Origin of the sequence: Paraburkholderia podalyriae (genome assembly GCF_014397785.1) — a bacterium.
In the GTDB taxonomy this organism is placed as follows: domain Bacteria; phylum Pseudomonadota; class Gammaproteobacteria; order Burkholderiales; family Burkholderiaceae; genus Paraburkholderia; species Paraburkholderia podalyriae.
Window position 1 is genome coordinate 1 of record NZ_VZQQ01000024.1, and the last position, 18,822, is coordinate 18,822.

Annotated in this window: 18 protein-coding genes; 4 read left to right on the forward strand and 14 right to left on the reverse strand. The window is 57.9% G+C overall.

Going from position 1 to position 18,822, the window contains the following annotated elements:
- Positions 1-71: 71 nt before the first annotated feature.
- Both F6X42_RS24985 and F6X42_RS24990 read right to left on the reverse strand, forming a co-directional pair.
- Complete coding sequence (locus F6X42_RS24985) at positions 72-353, reverse strand: hypothetical protein (protein ID WP_187636761.1); 282 nt, start codon at positions 351-353, stop codon at positions 72-74.
- 160 nt (positions 354-513) lie between these two features.
- The gene (locus F6X42_RS24990) at positions 514-1,725 is read right to left on the reverse strand and encodes an MFS transporter (protein ID WP_187636762.1); all 1,212 of its coding nucleotides are present in this window, start codon (positions 1,723-1,725) and stop codon (positions 514-516) included.
- Here F6X42_RS24990 and F6X42_RS24995 point away from each other — a divergent pair.
- Positions 1,724-1,924, forward strand: coding sequence for a hypothetical protein (locus tag F6X42_RS24995; protein WP_187636763.1), 201 nt, complete (start codon positions 1,724-1,726; stop codon positions 1,922-1,924). The genes F6X42_RS24990 and F6X42_RS24995 overlap by 2 nt on opposite strands.
- A gap of 182 nt (positions 1,925-2,106) precedes the next feature.
- Here the strand turns inward: F6X42_RS24995 and F6X42_RS25000 are convergent, their stop codons facing one another.
- The 8 genes from F6X42_RS25000 to F6X42_RS25035 form a co-directional block, all read right to left on the reverse strand.
- A complete protein-coding gene (locus F6X42_RS25000) occupies positions 2,107-2,313 on the reverse strand; it encodes a hypothetical protein (protein WP_187636764.1) in 207 nt (68 codons plus the stop codon).
- 12 nt (positions 2,314-2,325) lie between these two features.
- Positions 2,326-3,063 carry a COG4280 domain-containing protein gene (locus F6X42_RS25005; RefSeq protein WP_187636765.1) on the reverse strand — a complete coding sequence of 246 codons (738 nt, stop codon included), beginning with the start codon at positions 3,061-3,063 and terminating at the stop codon, positions 2,326-2,328.
- Positions 3,064-3,278: 215 nt separating this feature from the next.
- A complete protein-coding gene (locus F6X42_RS25010) occupies positions 3,279-4,403 on the reverse strand; it encodes a porin (RefSeq protein ID WP_187636766.1) in 1,125 nt (374 codons plus the stop codon).
- Between the two features lie 306 nt (positions 4,404-4,709).
- Positions 4,710-5,591: a phosphate/phosphite/phosphonate ABC transporter substrate-binding protein gene (locus F6X42_RS25015; protein WP_187636767.1), complete on the reverse strand. Its 882-nt coding sequence runs from the start codon at positions 5,589-5,591 to the stop codon at positions 4,710-4,712.
- 253 nt (positions 5,592-5,844) lie between these two features.
- Complete coding sequence (gene phnE / locus F6X42_RS25020) at positions 5,845-6,687, reverse strand: phosphonate ABC transporter, permease protein PhnE (RefSeq protein WP_187636768.1); 843 nt, start codon at positions 6,685-6,687, stop codon at positions 5,845-5,847.
- The gene (locus F6X42_RS25025) at positions 6,684-7,565 is read right to left on the reverse strand and encodes a phosphate/phosphite/phosphonate ABC transporter substrate-binding protein (protein ID WP_187636769.1); all 882 of its coding nucleotides are present in this window, start codon (positions 7,563-7,565) and stop codon (positions 6,684-6,686) included. The genes phnE and F6X42_RS25025 overlap by 4 nt, the downstream gene beginning before the upstream one ends.
- Positions 7,566-7,591: 26 nt before the next feature.
- The gene (phnC, locus tag F6X42_RS25030) at positions 7,592-8,347 is read right to left on the reverse strand and encodes a phosphonate ABC transporter ATP-binding protein (RefSeq protein WP_187636770.1); all 756 of its coding nucleotides are present in this window, start codon (positions 8,345-8,347) and stop codon (positions 7,592-7,594) included.
- A 56-nt stretch (positions 8,348-8,403) separates the two neighbouring features.
- Complete coding sequence (locus tag F6X42_RS25035) at positions 8,404-9,582, reverse strand: NAD(P)/FAD-dependent oxidoreductase (RefSeq protein WP_187636771.1); 1,179 nt, start codon at positions 9,580-9,582, stop codon at positions 8,404-8,406.
- A gap of 406 nt (positions 9,583-9,988) precedes the next feature.
- Between F6X42_RS25035 and F6X42_RS25040 the strand changes: the two genes are divergently transcribed.
- Both F6X42_RS25040 and F6X42_RS25045 read left to right on the forward strand, forming a co-directional pair.
- Positions 9,989-10,720, forward strand: coding sequence for a GntR family transcriptional regulator (locus tag F6X42_RS25040; protein ID WP_187636772.1), 732 nt, complete (start codon positions 9,989-9,991; stop codon positions 10,718-10,720).
- Between the two features lie 387 nt (positions 10,721-11,107).
- Positions 11,108-11,257, forward strand: coding sequence for a hypothetical protein (locus tag F6X42_RS25045; protein WP_187636773.1), 150 nt, complete (start codon positions 11,108-11,110; stop codon positions 11,255-11,257).
- 337 nt (positions 11,258-11,594) lie between these two features.
- On the opposite strand, the gene F6X42_RS25050 is transcribed toward F6X42_RS25045, so the two are convergent.
- Together F6X42_RS25050 and F6X42_RS25055 are read right to left on the reverse strand one after the other, a co-directional pair.
- A complete protein-coding gene (locus F6X42_RS25050) occupies positions 11,595-12,524 on the reverse strand; it encodes an HTH-type transcriptional regulator ArgP (RefSeq protein WP_187636774.1) in 930 nt (309 codons plus the stop codon).
- A 14-nt stretch (positions 12,525-12,538) separates the two neighbouring features.
- Complete coding sequence (locus F6X42_RS25055; protein WP_187636775.1) at positions 12,539-13,723, reverse strand: EAL domain-containing protein; 1,185 nt, start codon at positions 13,721-13,723, stop codon at positions 12,539-12,541.
- Between the two features lie 300 nt (positions 13,724-14,023).
- On the opposite strand from F6X42_RS25055, the gene F6X42_RS25060 reads away from it, so the two are divergent.
- On the forward strand, positions 14,024-14,251 hold the full coding sequence (locus tag F6X42_RS25060; RefSeq protein ID WP_187636776.1) for a hypothetical protein: 228 nt from the start codon (positions 14,024-14,026) through the stop codon (positions 14,249-14,251).
- Between the two features lie 482 nt (positions 14,252-14,733).
- Here the strand turns inward: F6X42_RS25060 and F6X42_RS25065 are convergent, their stop codons facing one another.
- Together F6X42_RS25065 and F6X42_RS25070 are read right to left on the reverse strand one after the other, a co-directional pair.
- Positions 14,734-17,691, reverse strand: a complete 2,958-nt coding sequence (locus F6X42_RS25065; RefSeq protein ID WP_222945712.1) for an FAD-binding and (Fe-S)-binding domain-containing protein — start codon at positions 17,689-17,691, stop codon at positions 14,734-14,736.
- Positions 17,692-17,752: 61 nt separating this feature from the next.
- On the reverse strand, positions 17,753-18,781 hold the full coding sequence (locus F6X42_RS25070; protein WP_116140890.1) for a DUF1338 domain-containing protein: 1,029 nt from the start codon (positions 18,779-18,781) through the stop codon (positions 17,753-17,755).
- Positions 18,782-18,822: the final 41 nt, after the last annotated feature.

Sequence of the window (18,822 nt, forward strand, 5' to 3'; positions counted from 1 at the left end):
TTCCTTCAAGCTCCTGCTCAAACCACGCCCGATCTTCTACCTGTCGTCTCCCGGCCATTCTTCTCGCGCGTTCATCGTGATGCAAGCCAGGTTACCAGGATTCGCGAAAGAAGTGGGTAATCACAAGCGAGAAGACTGGTGGACGTCAGCTCATGCACTGGTAGCATTTCACCGCGAAACTGTAGTCGCTTTCCTGCGGACCTCGGTGAGGCAAGCAGCTTGAGCTCGCGTAGAGGAAAGTTGCGGGCCTCAAGACAGCGTATCAACTCGCCACCCACGGCGCCTGTGGCGCCCACAATGGCGACTCGTGGCGAAAGTGTTGCTGAATCTTTGTTCAGACCATGTTCAGACATCTTCAATTTTCCAGAATGGAGGTTGGGGAAGGAGCCGTTTCGACGGCCGCAACGGATCAACTACCTGCTCCGATTTAATACCTCGCCTGAATCCTGCATTGCCGCTAACACTCGCGCCATCGCAAAAGAACACACAGTCTCAACGCGCAATCCGTTTCTCTCACCCTCGGATCACCGCCGAGAATGCGACGAATGAGACAACAGCCAGTCCGACAAGCACCGGTATCGCGGCACCATCTGTCTTCATTGCGAGTGCCGCTAAGGCGAACAGAACAGGACCCACTGAGCGCGCAAAGGCGGAAACCATCTTCAGGACGCCCTGCACTGTCCCGTAGTTGGCCGTTCCAAACAACTCCGATGTGATCAGCGCTGCGACGACCAAGGTGAGACCGCCGACCACCCCATTGCAGATGGCAAACAGATACACAAGGACCGTCGCTGGCGACCCCGGGCGACATAACCAGAGCGCCGTCAACGCCACTATCTGAAGGCCGAGAGCCACTCGCCCCCAAAAGGCGGTGGTCAAACTTTCTCCTTTCATTGCTAACAACGCACGTACCGCGATCTGGGCGGGCCCAACCAGCGCCACAACGATCGAAATCTGAGCTGAACTGTATCGCTTGTCGTTCAGAATTCCAACGATGTGGACTGCTAAAGACGTCGATATAGCACCATTACAAGCCAGACCAATGGCAACTCCCCAAAACCGAGCACTGAAGAGAATTTTACGAAGAGAGTTCGAATTCTGAAGGGATTTCGGTTCCGACTTTTTCAGAGTCAGTGTCGATTCAAGCGTCCCTTTGCCTCGGGGCACGACGACTGCGAAACTGACCGCACATACGATGCAGATCAATGCAAGCACGACAACGGCACCGCGCCATCCTTCGTGGCAGACGAGAAACTGGCAGAGGGGGACAAAAATCGCGGCGGAGAGGCCCGTAAACAGACTCGATGTGACGACTGCCCTTTTCATTTCGGTGGGGAAGTGCTGGGCAAATACCACATTTGACGTTTGTAGTGCTGCAACTGAGGTAATCCCAAGACATCCCCACAGTGCAGAAAAAACGACGAAGTTACTGGTTCGACTCCAGAGCGCGAGGGCAAGGGCCGATAGAAGCGCGCCCAGGACCAGAAATGACCGCGCCCCGTACCGATCGGCCGCCCGGCCAATCGGTACGGCAGCTAAGCCTGAAATGAGCAGCGAAGCAGAAAATACCGCTGTTGCTGCCGTCGTGCTCCATCGTAGTTCTCTGCACATCGGCTCCAGGATAACTGCGAACGCGTAATACAACGCTCCCCAGAGTGCGGCCTGCCCCAGCGAAAGAGGCACAACTACCGACAACATGTTCGTATCAGGCGGCCGTTCATTCATGGACGAACTCCAGTGTTCCTTTCCAGCGGCATCAATTCCCCGATTGGCGGCGATATTCGAGCAAAATAACTCATTGAAGATTAGCCGCGACGACCTGCTGCCTAGCCATCTCGCCGCCAGTATCATTTTGGATTCCATAACAGAGTCCGAATGGCTCCCCGTGCGGCTTGCGTACGCGACCGTGATCGACTCCTTGTGACATCCACTCACAAGTACAGCGCTATCGTATTTCATGCTGGCCACCACGCTGGAAAGGAACTGTCCAAGCTAACGCTCGCGCGGCCCTTGCTCCATGCCAATCCCCGTCTAGCCTCAGCGCGGCGGCTAGCAATTAATCAGTCCACTGAAGTCATACCCGACTTCCAAACAACAAAACTCAGGTCATCGCCTGGAAGCGCGCATCACGCTCTCAGCAAGGACGACGATCGTACCGATGAAAAGCAGCGCGCCACCGACTACGCCCGAAACGCCCGCGAACTTTACCAAAATGGTAACGGCGCCGATAAGAAGGACGGTGAAAAATGCCAGCATGCCGTCGTCAACGAACATACCAACAAGTTCAGCAAGCCCGATGCGAATTACGTTCATTTCGATGGTTCCTTAGGCAAGGTAGTGGGTGCCGCGCAGCCAGCGCACGGTGGACAACGAAAAGACAGCGAGTACAATGAAAATGCCGATTAACATCAGATCAGCCCCCGGCCACTCCGCGCCGAATCCCTCACCTGTCCAGAAGATTCCGAAACTGGTCAGCATCAGACCAACAATAAATTTCAGAGTGTTTTCCGGTACTCGCGATAGCGGCTTATGAACCATGAGTCCGATCAATAGCACTGCGACGAATGCGGCCACAGCACCTAGCGCGGCGTAGAGTGTCGCTCCACGGGCTGCACCGACTGCAATTACGATGAAAACCACTTCAACGCCCTCGAGCAGCACAGCCTTGAATGCTGCGATCCCGGCAAGGTAGCTGGCGCGTTTGTCGTCACTCCGCCTCGCAAGCGTTTCGGTCTCTTTGGCGAAAGCTTTTTCCTCGTCGTGAAGTGCGAGATGGCCTGAAGCCCGAAGCACCGCCTTCCTCAGCCAGCGCATGCCAAACAGCATCAGTAAGATGCCGATGACATATTGAAGCAGTTGCAACGGGATCAGTGTCAGCAGGGGACCAATAAAAAACACGAGCGCGGCAAGTACAGTAAAGGCGACGCCGGTGCCGATGAGGGCCGACCGCCAACTTTGGGTAACTCCAACGGCTAGCACGATGGTGAAGGCTTCCACCACCTCGACCGTCGAGGCGAGGAAGGACGCGGTAATTGTCGATGTAATGGTTGTGATGTCGGTCATGATCATTCCGTTCAATAAGTCAATCCAAGCGTTCATTCAGAGAGAATTGTGCAGCGCACCGACGCCAGTAAGAAATCCAGTTTTTACCGTGCTATACGTGAAGCTAATCGATCCTCACCTGTGCCCGCGAATATCTAGCCAAGCTGCCAGCAGCGGCCCTGATAGCCTGTATGTACCGACGCGATAGGCCTATCCCGGTTCTCGGTAGGGACCAGTTAGAAAGTGTGGTGTATACCAAATTCGGTAACAAACTGAGAACTCGTCGAAGAGCTGCTTACGCCAGAGATGTCAGCCGTGACGCCTGACTTCCCTGAGTTGCTGACATGCTCGTATGCTGCTTGCATTATCAAAACGGTGCGTTTTGATAATGCGTAGCCCGCCTGACAGGTAATCTGCTGGTACTTCGGGCGTTCGCCGTTGAGGTGCGAGTCTGTATAGGTGTACGCGCCCAACAGAGTCAACGCCGGTGTAAACCGGTAGCTGCCGTTTAACTCATAGTTTGTGAAGCGTGCATTTCCTTTTAGGGGTAGATTGCTTGAAGTGCCAGCATAACCAGATCCGATAGCGGTGGCGTTGCTGAGTTGTGTTTGCGTAAACACAAAGCCAACGGTGGACGTGTCGAACGTGTACCGGGCGCCTGCGCCCCATGTGCGCTGACGCGCTGCGTAAAACGGGGAATCGCCGGCTACCACTGTACCGCTTGTGTTAGTCGTCGAGCCAACGTTATTTATTTGCAGGTAGCTGGACGCAAGAGTTAACCCTCCGTTCGCATACGACGCGCTGACGTCGTACGCGCGGCTGTCAGCGAAGCTTCCCGCGGCGTTCGAGAAGCCATAAAGTCCGCCGAACCGGAAACCGCCGTAGTTGGCGCTCTGATATTTGACAGAATTGTTAAGGCGGATCGACGCGCCGAGGTTGTCGTTATCGTACGGGTGCGTCGCCAGTGACCCCTGGACCAGCGCATCAAGACCAAGGAAGTTACTCTGGTATTGACGTCCTAGGGTGACTGTGCCGAAGCGGCTGTCCGATAAACCGACGAACGCCTGACGACCAAATTCACGACCATTCTGGCCGAACTTCCCATTCGACGGATTGAAGCCGTTTTCGAGGGTGAAGATTGCCTTGAGTCCGCTGCCAAGATCCTCCGAGCCGAGAAGTCCCCAACGTGAGCCAGACAGGAGGCCGTTACCCAGCTGGTAATTGCTGTGACCACCGGAGTTGTTGGTGTAGACGAGGCCGGCGTCGACCAGTCCATACAGCGTAACCGAACTTTGCGCGTCCGAGGCGCTGGCGACACCGAGCAGTGCGAGCGGGAGTGCGTAGCGAAGTAACTTTTCCATCTTTCTGTCACCAATTAGTACTACATATTAATCAGGTAAAAAAATGAATTCACGTGTGTTGCGGGCAATGCTCCGAACTGTTTATTCATGGAACGCAGCGTCACGGCAGATCAGACGAGCCGATAACATATTGCCCGGGCGCTGCCGAGGCCGTCGGCCAGTGTCCGGGGTTCACACCGGCATCGTGGTAGGACCAGACAAGTGCCGCAATGGTCACCGTCATAGAGATCCATTTGCGCGGGCCCATTACAGACATGGAGGAACTGTCCGACGTAGAGAGCCTGAGCAGATCGCAGGAATGCTTTGTCACTGTCGTTCCTTGAGGTCGAGCTCCTGCTTGACATGTTCAAGTTGCCGGACGTAGTCGTAATTGCTGTCTGAAGCCGTGACGATGCGCTCGACACCTCCCGGCAGCTCCGCCAGGCCTTCAGGATCCTGGAAGGTGATCAACGCATCCTGGTACGCCTTCCGGAAGTCCGCTGGAAGAGCGCCCCGAACGACGTAGGCGGGATTGGGAATAGGATTGGATTTCCAGACGGGAACCAGTTCACCCTTCCCGATCATGCCTTGCGTGACCGCGAGGCCGACGTAGGGGAAGGAGACGGCAGCAACGTCGACTTGCCTGTTACTAAGGGCAAGTGCGGCAGGAATGGCTCCGCCCGCAAATATGACTTCAGAGAAGAAGCGTTTTGGATCGACCTTGAGATCATCGAGAAAGTAGGCCATGGGCGCGAGGTAGCCGCTCGTAGAGTTTGGCTCGCTGAACGCGAGCCGTCTCCCTTTGGTCATGCTAATGGAGGACATGCCGGCATCCGCACGGACCCACAAGCCACCCAGATATCCGGTCCCCTCATGCGTTTTTTCCACGGCGACGGCGTCCACATTGCCCAGCCGTCTCGCTATCACATACGCTTCCCCCCCAATTCGGGCTGCGTCAACCTGACCGTTGGTCAACGCAACGATCACGGAGGCGACATCGCTTACGCGGTAAGAAACAACGGGGATCCCCATTCTTGCTTCCAGGTGCTTGAGGAGCCGGGTATACGCGGCTTGGGCCCCACCTCCTTCGTTGGGCACAATTGCGTAACGTAGCTGTTTGGGCCAAGCACTAGGTTGTGCCGCCCGCACTGTACCCGTTAACAGACTTGTTCCCATCAACGCCAGGATTGATCGTCTTGTCAGTGTCATTCTGCTGCTCCTATAAAGAGTCAAATATCCAAGGTTCCACACTTTCGTAGAGACCGGAGATCTCACGCGCCTCGAGCTTGCCAACCGGAAGACTGAACGGGAGGCGTCTTGTGAGCGAGCTTCGAGCAATCCCCAGCACTTCAGGTGATTGCTTGTTGATCAGGACATACGCAAAACGTGCGACATAGATGCATATGCTCCTTCGAATTCAGACAGACGCATCGATGCACGACTGCAATGGGTGAACGTGCGGCTAGTCGATTCGGTGACGGATGACCGCGGATACATTGTCGATGACCACAACAGTCAGGACGATGATGATGAGAATCGTTGAAACACTGCGGTTGTCGAATACTTGCATCGACTCCTGGAGAAAATAGCCAATTCCTCCAGCGCCCACGACGCCCAGAATAGTGGCCGCCCGCACGTTCGCTTCGAACCGGTAGAGAACAAATGAAACGAAAGCGGGAAGGATCTGGGGCACGAAGGCTTTCATAATAATGGGCAGGGGATTCGCGCCCGTCGATTTCACAGCTTCAACTTGCCCCATATCTATTGCCTCAACCGCCTCGCTCAGGAGTTTGCCAAGCGATCCGATCCCACCTACCGCAAGTGCCATGACACCGCTGAATGGCCCAAGACCTACGGCGGCGACGAAGATCAGCGCTATCACCAGTTCGTTCAGCGATCTGAGCAGATCGAGCACCCGACGTGAAACCCAGTAGACGACTCCTGACCCGACAACATTGCGGGCACCACAAAAAGCCAGCAGCAGTGCGAAGGGAATAGAAAGCGTAGTTCCCCAGATTGCCATTTTTATCGTTACGACCATTTGCGCCAGATAGTCGCCGATTCGCGCCGTACTTGGTGGAAAAAATCCTGACTGTGGCCGATCGGCGGATCCAGCCACGTAACGCCAGGCATTCCCTAAGCCTTCGAAGAGATGCGACGGGCTTATGCCAGCGTCGCCGTAGGACCAGCATAGGACTACCACCATGGCGATCAGGTAGAGCCAGTTGCGCTTGCCAGACCCAACCGCACTACGACTCTTTTTTCCGGGGGCAAACGCCGGACTTTTGAATAGGCGTACGTTCACGATTTCGCCCTGGTCTGAAGCTCAGTCTTGATCTGCTCGAGTTGCCGAACGAAGTCGTATTCGCTGTCGGACGTTGCAACAATCCGCTTCACGCCCCCCGGTAGTGCCGCGAGGCCCACCTCATCCTGATACGAAGTGAGCGCGCTCAAAAATGCTCGTCTAAAGTCCTTAGGAAAATCGCCCCGAACTACATAGGCAGGGTTCGGGATCAAAGGGGACTTCCAGATGGCCATGAGTTCGTCTTGTTTGACGAGTCCTTGCTTCACCGCGAGCGCCTCGTAAGGAAACGATGCCGCGCAAACGTCGACCTGCTTGTTCACCAACGCGAGAACAGCCGGAACTGCGCCGCCAGCGAAGACAATCCGCGAAAAAAATTTGTCCGGATCGACTTTCAGATCCTTCATGAAGTAATTCATCGGAGCAAGGTATCCGCTCGTCGAATTCGGACCGTTGAAAGCGAGGCATTTTCCACGAGTTTGGGCGACCGAATGGATACCGGAATCGGATCTGACCCAGAGACCACCGTAATACCCGGTTCCTTCGCTGGTTTCTTCAGTTGCCAAAGCGTCTACGTTTCCCTGCCGCCGTGCGATGACATAGGATTCACCTCCGATTCTTGCTACGTCTACCTGTCCGTTGGCTAACGCAACGATAACTGCAGGAACGTCATTCACTGGATAGGAGACGACCGGAATTCCGAGCTTTTTCTCGACGTGCTTGAGTAGACGCGCATACCCTGCAATTGCATTGTCACCTTCATTCGGGACGATGGCATAGCGTAACTGCTTCGGCCATCCGATCGGCGAGGCTGCCCAAAGCGGGCTAGAAATGAGACCCGCGCCGATCATGGCAAGGGCGGAGCGTCGTGAAATGGTCATAGTCGGCATACCTTTGTGATAGACGGCTACGATTCGTCGATATCGTAGAGGCTTGATACTTCGGAACGTCCCATTTGTGTAACCGGAACGCTGAAGACAACTCGACCTTTATTCAGGCCAACTGCAAAAGACGTAAAGTCGCGCACCGCGGAGACGGAATGAAGACTCGCGATAACAGAGATCCCGTCTCGAACAGCGATTGACTGAAGCGTCTCCATCACCAATGTCGCGCTTTTGGGATCCAGAGCGGAGATTGGTTCGTCTGCAAGGATCAGTTGCGGGCGTTGCGCGAGCGCTCTCGCTATCGCTATCCTTTGCTGCTGGCCGCCGGACAATGTATCCGCGCGCTGACGAGCACAGTCAGCGAGACCCACGCGCTCCAGCAGATTGAACGCGAACTCGATGTCGTCCGGCCGATATCTGCCTAACATGGTCCGCAATGTCGACTGATAGCCAAGACGCCCAACAAGAACGTTCTCCAGCGCTGTCATCCGCTTCACAAGATTGAACGTCTGAAAAATCATTCCGATGTTACGACGGATTTTTCGCAACTCCGAGCCACGTGCGGCGACTACATTCGATCCGTTGACTAATACATTTCCTGACGTCGGTCTCACCAGACCATTCAGCAGCCTCAGGACGGTCGACTTGCCCGCTCCGGACGGTCCAATTAACGCGACAAATCCTTTTCCATCAAGCTTAAGGTCGACGCCTTGCAGGACGTTCCTGCCTTTGGCGTAGCTATGATGGACGGCTTGCAATTCAATCGATGACGGCTTCATAACGTTTCCAAATCGAATCGTCGGCCATCGCGACGATGGCCGAATTGATTTCAGTCTCAGCGATGGGAGCCAGTGCTGCTCGGCGCGTCGCTACCACCGCTAATCAGATCGCCGGGCGCCCAAGGCGCGAAGTCATCGCGCGTCTTGTGAGCTTCGAGAAAACGATCCGGACGATATGCGTGAAGAAGCTCCGAAAGCCGGCCCGTCAGAATCTCATTCGCGTGCTCCCGTCCAATCAGGCCAGACAATGAGACTCCGCTGTGCATGACCGCAACTGATACGCCGGGGTGACCAGCAAGCTCGCCAACCGCCGGCACGCCGTCCGCCGGGATCGGGCGCACTCCAACGCGTACAGCTTCAATTTCGCTTTGACCGAAATGGCGAAGCCAGGGTTGGACAAGCGCCGCAGTTTCCCGTCCAGCTTCCTGCGCCGCGTCGACGCCAGGATGAACCGGCCGATAATCAGTGCGACCTGCCACGAGGCGTCCACCGCCATCCGGCTTGAAGTGGACCTTGCCCGCGTACACGACGTGTTTAAGGCCGATCGGCAGCGGCTTGGTTACAACAGTCACGCCTGAACGGGTCTGAACAGGCAGTTTCGCTCCCAATATCTCCAGCACGGCGGCGGTGCCCGGTCCACCACAGAGGATCACTCGGTCCGCTTCGACCTCGATTTCATTGCCGGCGACTTTGTATCCCGAGGCGGTTTGTTCGATACGGGTAATCTTCACGCCGCTGGACACTGTAGTGCCTGCAAGCTCCGCGCAAAGCAGAAGGCGTCCGATCATCGGCACCGACTCGAGCCATCCTTCGCCGGGCATTCGATAAACCGGAAAACCCGCCTCCGGGAAGATGAGGTTCGGCTCGAAATCTTTGACAAAAGTAGCCGCACGCATCCGTTCGAACGAGAGTCCCACTGCCGAAGATTCGGCGACGTGCTCCTCCATCAAGCGCACGTCTTCGTCGTTGTCGATGTAATAGACGCTGCCGTCGCAGTGTACGAACTGCTCAGCTTGCAGCTCCGAGCTCAACTGATGCCAGTAGTCAACCGCCTGAACTCGCAGGCGGCCATAATCGCCACCGAAGCGCACTGCATTCAGGTATGAAAACGTTGCGAGAGAGGTCCCATTACCCGGGCGCTGAGCTTCAAAGATATGTACCTTCGCCCCCCCCTTGGAGAGGTGATAAGCTAGGCTCGCACCGACAATCCCCGCACCGACAATTACCACGCGCATATTTCCAACTCCAATTTTTTTTTGACCAATAGACTTGTACAGCTTTAGTTCTTGTGACACACCGACCGATGCAAGCTATCTGGAGCGAGTGCGGTGCTGTCAACACTCATTCGCTCTCATCGCGCGATCACGCCGCAAGCCCGCTACGTCGGCGATGAAGACTTCGGCCCCGGTCGTACGAACTTATCGGCCAAGGGCGCCACGAGCGCCGTCCCCAGCGTCGTTGTGCCGTTACCCGCAATACGCCGGGTAGGCTGGGCTTGGGCATTCGAGAACTTGAGACAAGCTACGCCGCTCATTTCAACGAACGCCCGATACCAACAGCAACACCGCCATGAACTTGTTCGAACAAGATACAGTGAATCAGTTACAGTTACGTGACTACTCTAGGAAAGAGGAAGCCTGAATGTCTGACGGGATGAAAAGCACGGCTTGGGAGCGCGTAATGGGGGCGCTCAAGGCCGACATTGCAAACGGATCACTGCAACCGGGCGCCTCTCTGCCTCCCGAATCAGAGCTGGCGTCGCGGTTCGATGTGGGCCGAGGAACAATTCGCCGTGCTCTAACGCAGTTGCAGGCGGATGGCTACGTCCGCACGGAGCGCGGCTTGGGAAGTTTCGTTGATCTCAGCCCTTACCCCTACGACCTCGCGAGAGAAAGCAGGTTTTCCCATACGCTAGATGGAATGGGCGTCGTGGAAGAGCGTCAGACAGTTCGCAATGAGCTGGTTAAGGCTGACGGACGCATCGGCAAGTTGCTGGGCGTACCCTCGAGCGACAAGCTCGCACTTATCGAAGTATTGAGCTTCGCCGGTGGGCTTCCCTTGCTATTGGCTGCGAATTACATTCCTGCCGATCGGTTCCCCGGCATCGGCGACACCTACAATCGGAAACAGTCTCTTTCGGCTTCTCTACGGCTTTACGACATGACAGTGCAGGAGAGAACGCATACAGAAATTCAAAGCAGACTGCCGAGTCCGAACGAGGCAAAGCTTTTCAGGCAATCGAGAAGCCAACCGATTACCGAAGTCGAGAATGTCGTCGTGGATCAGCACGGTAACCCGAGTTGGGTCGAGGTTTTATGTTTCGCGGCAAGTCGAGTGCGACTTGTTCTGGATCGAGGAACTCGTCTGCCTTAGTTGGTCGCTTGTGCCATGCCTTCAGATCGACTTCGACCGCTGATTGGCCCATTCGGAATAGTGACTTCATGCATTGTGTTATCTCCTGTGTTTTTTGCGTTCAGTTGCAGCTGCGGACCGCGCGGATCGCATCTGCCAGGTCAGTTGGAGTCGGCAGCACCGCCTTCTTCAGGTCGACTGCATAAGGCATAGACACATCACGGCGGGGGCGCGCGTGATCGGAGCGCGCAACTTATCGAATGCGCGCTCCGCGATTACTGCACTGCGCTCAGCGGCAATTCGGCAGTCCTCGCAGTGTCGTCATAGAGAACGGCACGCCCAGTGCGCCGACCGTCATGGCTCGCGGACAGCGCACGGCGCGGTAGCGAAGCTGTTTTCGGTGCCGGAATGCAACCGCCCTCCTTCGCCTTCGGCGCGCTGTACCGGCTCGGACGCTGGACAGGCGGCCGGCAGACGACAGTCGGGCGTCCGATGGCCATCGCTGCGGAGGATGGCCCGCAACCGCTGTTCGACGAAGGAATGCCGCCACATCCATGACGGCGAACAGACGACTCGCATGGGCTTCTCCGCTCTGCCGAGCCATGATTGTGCAGCACGCGTCAGTGACACTGCGACCAATGCCGATAGTCGTTCGAAAGACCGTTCGTGCACGGAAACGGTCGACAAGCCCGCCGCGCCGAGGCCCACACCGTAGCGGGCGGTCGCAATTTTCACAGTGACGCGATCACTGCCTGGATCACGCGAGTCGCAGGCAGCGCTGCGACCATCCTGATCGCGTCTACTGCCTCCTAAAAAATGCCGGCGATGAGCGGCGTGATCACGACGACCGGAAGAGTCGGCGGCAAGCATCGCGTCGGCGAATCGCAACGCTCCGTCAACTGGCGCGCGCGTCCCTTCGCGCCGGCTGAACCAGGCTCCGCCGCGCCGCTGCCATGACCAGTTCACTGATCGCCGCGAGCGGCTCGGGCTCCTGCTCCCAGTGATGCCAGTAAAGATCGATCATCAGGTCGTGCCCGGGGGCGAGCGCCAGCAGTTTGCCGCCACTGATCAGCGGCTCCGCCTGCATGGCGGGGACCAGCCCGTAACCGAGCTCGTCCAGGATCGCATTGAGCAACGCCGCCGGCGAAGGAAAATAGTGTCTGGGGTACCGGCCGACCGTCACCCCGAAATGCAACCCGAAAAACACATCGTGCAGGGCATCCTTCCGGTCAAACAGGATGGCGGTGGCCGCGAGCACGCCCGGCAAGGTCAGGCCCCCGGCGAAATGCTCGCGGGCGAATCCGGGTGTGGCGACACACTGATAGCGCATCTGTCCGACCGGCTCCGCCACGAAACGATCGACCACCGGTTCCGGTTGCGTGGACAGAAAGCCTTTGACGTCGCCGCGCGCCAGCGCCTCGAGCGTATGATCCTGATCGTCCACGACGATCTCAAGCGCCACATGGTGTTGCGCCAGCTCACGCGTGACCGGCTCAAACCAGGTGGCAAGCGAATCGGCATTGACGGCAAGGGCAAGCGCTGTTGTCGCCGCCCTCCCCGGCGTGACACGCCGCAGCAGGTCATCCTCCTGAAGCCGGACCGTCATGAAATGACGAAACACGTCTTCGCCCGCTTTCGTCGGCATCACCGTCGGTTCGCGGATCAGGAGCAGCGCCCCGATCGACTGTTCGAGCCGCTTGACGCGGCGGGTCGCTGCAGCAGAGGAGATATTCAGCGCGACCGCCGCCTGCGTGAAACTGCGATGTTCGACCACCGCGGCAAACGTCTCCAGCTCGATCATGTTCAATATCGCGCCCACTTTCATGAAAGCCCGTTTCGTCAATGTTCCGCAACGATGTCTGGCGCGGAGGGACCTGAATAGAGATAGCCCTGAAGGCAGGTCGCCCCGCACTCCCGCGCCTGTTGCGCGTCGTCTTCAGTCTCGATGCCTTCGACGATGACGCTCGCCGCGTAAGTCTTCGCGAACTCGATAAGCGGGCGCAGACCCGGGGGACTTCGGGTGCCGCCTTCCTGTCTCAGGCAACGCAGGTCGATCTTGACGATATTGACGCCAAGCCCGATCAGGGCGATCAGATTGTTGTGGCCTTTGCCCAGGTCATCCAGTGCGATCTGGCAGCCGAGAGCCTGGAGCGTCCTGACGAAGTTCCGTACCTCTGTCGTCGACGTCAATGCGGCTGTTTCCGTGATCTCGATCGTCAGCCTCGAAGCAAGGCGTCTGTCTGCATGCAACTGGGAGACGATCGGTGTCCACCACGCATCGAGTGTGGCGCTATGCCCGGACACATTACAGCCGAGTCGCAGCGCAGGATTGCGGCGCAATGCGGCGATCGTCGAGTCGACGACCCATTCGTCGAGCCGCCTCACCATCCCCAGGCGCTCAATGGCCCCCACGAGACTACCGATACGGATGCGCTGGCCGTTCCTTATCTCGCAAAGCAGTACCTCGTAGTACGTTACATCCTGCGAATCGCCGGCGGCGCAAACGGGTTCCCGATCGAAATCGAGCCTTTTCTCCTCCAGCGCCGCGAAAACGGCAGCGGCTACCACCATATCTGCCCTGTACCGCTCACACCAGTGATGGCCCGCAGTCGCCAGGTTTGCCGCATCGATGAAATCCTGAAATGGTTGATACCCGGAGCGCATCGCTGACGCGCGTACCACAGGCATGATGGCCGCGTCTCCCAGTGGGACGGCGTGCGCGCCAAGTACCTTGACAACCCGGTGCTCGATAAGGGGCCCGCATAACTGCTCCGACGCGTTGCCCTTGCAGGACAGCCAGGACAGGTCGAAGATAAAAACGATATGCGCACCGGTTGTTGCAACGGTAGCCCTTCCTGATCGTGAGAGCGCCCGGGCCCGCTCATAGACGGCATGCCGTACGCCAAGTGCAGTCGTCTCGCCATACACCTGCTCGATCTCGCGCAGATTGACGATCGTAGCGACGACGCAGAGCTCCCCGACCGATCCGGCAGGCTCCGCCTGCGCGTCGACCCGTGTGGGCATCGACCACTGGTAAGAACGTGGACGATCTTCCGTCTGTCGCTGATCATCGAAACTCTCGTTCCTCGCGTCGCACTTACTATCACCGGCCTCCCGCCCGGCAGGCCGGATCGACGCGGATCTGGGCAGCTCGTGAGCAGGATTTCTGGATGCCATAATCACCTCGGTATGCTAAACGTCCACACGTACTTTCCATTGCACGCCGCGTAGCCACGCGTGGCGCGGATACACGCATTCACCGGTTCCCGGCCGGCACGCGTTCGATGATCGCAGCGAACCGGCCACGCAACCACGAATCAGGACGTGGAAAAACTGATCGCCATCAACGACGCTCACCCCCAGCACACGAAGAAAGTCACTGGCGCATCGTCGGTGGCGCCGAGCATGCTCCGAGCGTTCGGCCTAACGTTTAGTTACACCGTCAGTCCGGGCATACGAAACTTCAGCGATGCGCATGGCAGGTCTCTCTGGACCGGGTGGGAAAATGCACCATTTTCCGTTTCGGTGTCGAAAAAAGAACATCGCCTTTGACCCGCCGCCGTTATCTGCGACGACGCAAACGTAACGTCCCCTGCTGGATCGTCCGTAGTGGCTGACCCGAAACCCTCTGTTCGGGTCGGGCGCCAACCAATCCTCGACCATACTCCTCAACGACATTCCCACGCTCGTCATAACTTTCTCATCCTTGATGAAGGTTACGGTACGGCGACCTTCAAGATCGCACCTCAGGTCCTCCGAGTACTCCCTACCCCACGTGGAAAGGGGTGCCAATGGCCGCAGTCTGGGGGTGTGCAAGACATTGATGTCTGCGGTAGCCCACGCGCCGCCGCGTCAAGACCGGTGTCTGATCACACGAAAACAGCCATACCAAAACCTCCGCCCACGACGATGTGCAGGCGCGCTCCGCCCCCGTCTGCTCCAAAATCCCTCGCAGCCAGGCATTCGGTCCACCAGGCCAGTTGCGCTCACATCTTTTCCATACGGCCACCGAATCAAGGAGTGCTGAGCGCAAGTCAGGCCTGATCTCTCTGCATTGGGCGAAAAGATGCACTGTTTGAAGCTGAAGTCAGGCCGCCCGCTATACTGGATCGAGAAACCGGACGGCCGCCATGCCCGCTCCTGAGCGCACGAAGCGCGAGCTCGGCGATATGCAGGACCGGTCGCTTCACACCTTGTTCGATCTGCTCACGGCAACTGAAGCCGTTGGTCATGATCAATGCATCCGGCGGGGCTGCGCGCAAGAGCGGCAGCAGCTTGTCTTCCGCTACTTTCATCGACAGATCATAGTGCTCGTTGTTGAAACCGAACGATCCAGCCATGCCGCAGCATCCTGTATCGAGCAGCTTCCAGCGCACACCGAGTTTGTCGAGCAGCGCGGTTTCGCCATGCATGCCGAACAGCGATTTCTGATGACAATGCCCGTGCACGATGACATCGGCATCGAGCGTCGGCCACTGAAATTCCGTTTCGGCGAGGAAGTCCGACAAGAGATGCGTTTGCGCCGAGAGCTTTCGCGCAATGTCATCCTGCGGCAACTGCTTGAGTAATTCGTCCTTGAACACGGACAGACAACCGGGCTCAAGTCCGACGACCGGAACGCCGAGCAGGATGTCTTCCGATAGCTCGTCGACCGCGCGTCGCAACAAGGCCTTCGCCTGGTCAATGAGCCCGTAGTCATACAGCGGACGCCCGCAACACAGACGCTTGTGAGGCAATACCACGTCGTATCCGAGCAGTGTCAGGACATCGAATGCGGCGCTTGCAATTTGAGGCGAGAAATGATCGTTGAAGGTATCAACCCACAGAATGACCTTGCCCGTCTGCTTTGCATTCGGATGCCTGTCGCGTACGCGATGACCATCCGCAAGTTGTCTGAACGGTTTCGACGCGAAAAGCGGCAGATCGCGCTGCGGCGCGACGCCCGCGACCCACTTGCTGATAGGCGCGATGAAACGCGACGACGTCATAAGATTCGTGAGCCACGGAAAACGACTCGCCAGCGGCGCCCATTGCCCGATCCTGCCCATGAACATCGCCTGCCTGGGCCGGCGATGACGCTGGTAGTAGTGAGACAAGAACTCGGCCTTGTACGACGCCATGTCGGTATGCGTCGGACAGTCAGACTTGCAGCCCTTGCACGCGAGACAGCCATCTAGCGCTTCCTTCACCTCGCGGCTGTTCCATCCGTCGGTGATAACTTCTCCTTGCAGCATTTCCCAGAGCAGATGCGCGCGGCCACGGGTCGAATACTTTTCTTCGCGCGTCGCGCGAAAACTCGGACACATGGTGCCGCCATCAAGAGAACGGCACTTCCCCATGCCGATGCAACGCTCCACCGCGCGCTGCAAGCCATCGCCTTCGCGGCTGGCAAACGTCAGTTTCGTCGTGAGCTTCACGGGCTTGTACGACGGTCCCATGCGCAGATTCTCATCCGCGCGGTACGCGTTCACGACCTTACCTGGATTCAGCCGGTTCGCAGGATCCCAGATGGCCTTGAACTCCTCCATTGCCCGCATGACTTCGGGCCCGTACATAATCGGAAGGAACTCGGCCTTCGCTTGTCCATCGCCATGTTCGCCGGACAGTGACCCGCCGTAGTCGACAACAAGTTGCGCCGAATCGCGCAAGAATTCGCGCCACCTGAGCACGCCTTCCGGCGTTCGAATATCGAACGTGATTCGCGCATGCACGCAACCGTCGCCGAAGTGTCCGTAAAGGCACGTCTCGTAGCCGTAGCGGTCGACCAGCGTCTGGAACTGACGCAGATAATCGCCGAGACGCATTGGGTCGACCGCAGCATCTTCCCAGCCGACGATCGGGTCTGGCGTAGCCGGATCGATCGACAGCGAAACAGCGGATGCACCCGTCTCACGAATCGACCAGATCTTCTGCTGCTTCACCTTCTGCTCGACGACGAAACTCGTGACATTCTCACCACCCAGGCCCGCCTTGAAGTACCCATCCGCTTCCTGCGCTTGCGAAAGCGCGTCCTGAACCGTGTCGGCGCCGAATTCGAGCACGACCCAAGCGTCGCCTTCAGGCAGCAGCGCGATCTCTTCCGATTTCAGTCCGCGCACCTCCAGACCACGAATGATGCCGCGATCGAGCCCTTCGATGGCGAGGGGTGAAAAGCGATTGAAATGCGGTACCGCATCCGCCGCTGTGTAAATGTCCTTGAAGCCGAGCACCAACAGCACGCGACATGCCGGGCTATGCACCAGTCGAACCTTGGCCCGAAGCGTCACCGCGCACGTGCCTTCCGTGCCGACGAGCGCGCGCGCCACGTTGAAGCCGTTCTCCGGGAGCAACTGGTCGAGATTAAAACCAGAGACGCGTCGTTTGATTTGTGGAAACTCGTCGCGGATGTGACCCGCGTAGCGGTCGCGCAAATCGCGCAGCTTGCGATAAATCTCACCGCGCCTTCCACCTTCGCAAATGATGGCATCGAGTTCCGCGTCGCTCGTCGGGCCTACCCAGAAGCGCGCGCCATCGTAAGTGGCGATCTCGAGCGCCTCAACGTTTTCCACGGTCTTCCCAGCCATCACCGAATGCGCCCCGCACGAGTTGTTGGCGATCATGCCGCCGAGCGTGCATCGGCTGTGCGTGGCCGGGTCGGGGGCGAACGTGAGGCCGTGCGCTTCGGCGGCGTCGCGCAGCGTGTCGCAGATCGCGCCCGGCTCAACGATGGCCGTGCGCGTCTTCGCATCTACCGATACCACGCGATTCACATACTTGCTCGCGTCGGCCACCACGGCCACATTCACGCACTGCCCGTTCTGCGAGGTACCCCCTCCGCGGGTCAAAAATGGAACGTCCTTGCGACGGCATACGTCGAGCGTTGCGACAAGATCTTCGATATCGGCGGGCACGACGACGCCGAGCGGTATCTGCCGATAGTTTGATGCATCGGACGCATACAGCGCTTTGGAGCCCGCGTCGAAACGCACTTCGCCGCGCACCCTCGCACGCATTTCAGCTTCTAAGGCTTGCAGAAGGGGCAAGCTCGCCTGGAACGGTCTGGCTGATTTCACGTTACTTCGCTGCCTTGGCTGTCATCTTGAAGATACCGGTGGCGTTGCCCGCATCGAAGCGCAGGTCTACCTGCCAACCGCGCTTTGCCTGATCGAATTCACGCTTGCGCGTGATGAACTCATAGAACGAGCCCGGCACCTCTCGGGTAATCTCGTCGCCATCGGACGAACGGAAAGCGCGCCGCACTGTATCCGCCCTATAAGCCGTCTGGAACACGCGCCCAGAACGCGAACGTTCGACATCGGGCTTCATCGGACGACCCTTCGACTTCTCATCCTCCGAAAGGCTGAATACGTCCTCGACACGATCTGTTGCATGATTGAAGGCATTCCCCTCAGTCGCGATCCATGCCATCTCCGCCGATTCAAGCAGCAACGTGTCGTAATCCGTCTCTCGTGGAATGGCGTGCTGGCGCGAGAATGCGCCGACGATGACGGGCAGCAACTGTTCCGCCGCGTCGCCGGGCAACGATCCGTCGCGCTCCAGGTCCGAAAGCTGTGAGATCGCGAGCGCCGTCAACGGATCTTTGGATGAAGCGACGACGTTCGTCACAGCCTGCTGGAACTCCTTCGAAAAACGCTCCGGGTGTAGCTCACTGACGAAGAACTGGGCGATCTCATCGGGTGCGTCCTCGTGCGCATACGCACGGCCGGTCATGCCGAGCTTGACGAGTGGATAGCGGCCGTTGAGCCTGAAGCCGAGCGGACGAAGAATCCGAGTGAACGCGGCCTCGCCGGGCGGCAGCGCGCCGTTGTGGGGCCAGCGCACCGTGCGCAGCGCTCCGTGATCGAAGAACACTGACCCGCCCTTCGCAATCGCTTCCTTCGTGTAGGTGCGGCCGTTTTCCGACCGCTGTAGAAGATCATCGAAGAGCGCCATATTCATCGCTTGCGCCAACTCGGCGCGGGTTACAGTGCCTTCTTCCCAGTCGTTGAGAATGGAGGGGAAATTGAGCGTGGAAAAAAGGACACGAGTCTTTTCTTCGCCAAGTAGGACATTGAGCAGTCTGGATACGTTTGCGTTGTGCATTGATCTATTCTCTTGAACCCGCCGCCGCCGCGGAGTACGTG